We start from the raw sequence: 1,256 nt of genomic DNA, 5'->3' as shown, positions 1-1,256 counted from the left end.
CCGCCCCACACCGCACCGGTACGTGGCAGCCCGTCCCTCCCGCCTTCCCGATCGACAGCTCACCTCCTGGAGAACTCCGATGAAACTGCTGCGTGTTGGTCCGCCCGGCCTGGAGCGCCCCGCCGTGCTGGGCGCCGACGGCGCCCACGACCTGACCCCGCTCACCGACGACATCGACGGCGCCTTCCTCGCGGACGGCGGCATCGACCGTGTCCGGGCCGCCCTCGCCGAGGGGGCTTTGCCTCCGATCGAGATCGCCGGGCAGCGGATCGGCGCGCCCGTGGCCCGTCCCGGCAAGGTCGTGTGCGTCGGCCTCAACTACATCGACCACGCCGCCGAGACCGACACCCCGCCGCCGGCGGAACCGGTGGTTTTCATGAAGGCGGCCGACACGGTGGTCGGCCCCGACGACACCGTGCTGATACCGCGCACCAGCGTCAAGACGGACTACGAGATCGAGCTCGCGATCGTCATCGGCCGCACCGCACGCTACCTGGACTCCGAGGACGAGGCGGACGAGGTCATCGCCGGTTACGCCATCGCCGACGACGTCAGCGAGCGCGCCTTCCAGCACGAGCGGGGCGGACAGTGGGACAAGGGCAAGTCCTGCGAGACGTTCAACCCGCTCGGCCCCTGGCTGGTCACCCCCGACGAGGTGGGAGACCCGCAGGGCCTGGCGATGCGGCTGTGGGTCAACGGCGAGCAGCGCCAGGACGGCCACACCAAGAACATGATCTTCGGGGTGCGGCACATCGTCCACTACCTGAGCCAGTTCATGGTGCTGGAGCCCGGTGACGTCATCAACACGGGCACCCCTGCGGGTGTCGCCTTCGGCGCCAACGACTTCCCCTATCTGCGGGAAGGTGACGTCGTCGAGGTGGAGATCGACCGGCTCGGCCGTCAGCGCCACGTCCTCGGACAGGCCTGATGACCTCTGCCGACCTGCACCGGAGCAGCGCGGCTGACCTGCCCCGGTACCTCGAACAAGTCCCGCTCGGCCGCTCCGGTGTCACCGTCGGCCGCCTCGGGCTGGGCACCGCCCCGCTGGCCGGCCTGTTCTCGGCGGTCGGCGCCGATCAGGCCGCCGCCACGCTCGACGCGGCCTGGTCCGCCGGAATCCGGTACTTCGACACCGCCCCGCACTACGGCGCCGGACTCGCGGAGCGGCGACTGGGCGCGTTCCTCACCAGCCCCGGACATCCGCGCACGGAGTACACCGTCTCCACCAAGGTCGGCCGCCTGCTCGTGCCGGGCGA

Annotated in this window: 2 protein-coding genes; both read left to right on the top strand. The window is 71.1% G+C overall.

All coding sequences use genetic code 11. The annotated features are described in order from the left end of the window. The first annotated feature begins 79 nt into the window (after positions 1-79). Positions 80-928 carry a fumarylacetoacetate hydrolase family protein gene (locus tag AOJ26_RS39855; RefSeq protein ID WP_053853223.1) on the top strand — a complete coding sequence of 283 codons (849 nt, stop codon included), beginning with the start codon at positions 80-82 and terminating at the stop codon, positions 926-928. Beyond that, positions 928-1,256, top strand: a 329-nt coding sequence (locus AOJ26_RS39850; RefSeq protein ID WP_199828926.1) for an aldo/keto reductase, incomplete at its 3' end; no start/stop codon positions are given. The genes AOJ26_RS39855 and AOJ26_RS39850, both read left to right, overlap by 1 nt.

The sequence above is a fragment of the Streptomyces sp. NRRL B-24085 genome (assembly GCF_001282115.1).
Lineage (GTDB): Bacteria > Actinomycetota > Actinomycetes > Streptomycetales > Streptomycetaceae > Streptomyces.
The sequence above is the reverse complement of the archived record's forward strand: the minus strand, read 5'-3'. Positions and strand labels throughout refer to the sequence as shown.

Bases quoted from the DNA above. Each gene is read 5' to 3' on its own strand.
- AOJ26_RS39855 (WP_053853223.1), top strand. From the start codon at position 80: ATGAAACTGCTGCGTGTTGGTCCGCCCGGCCTGGAGCGCCCCGCCGTG.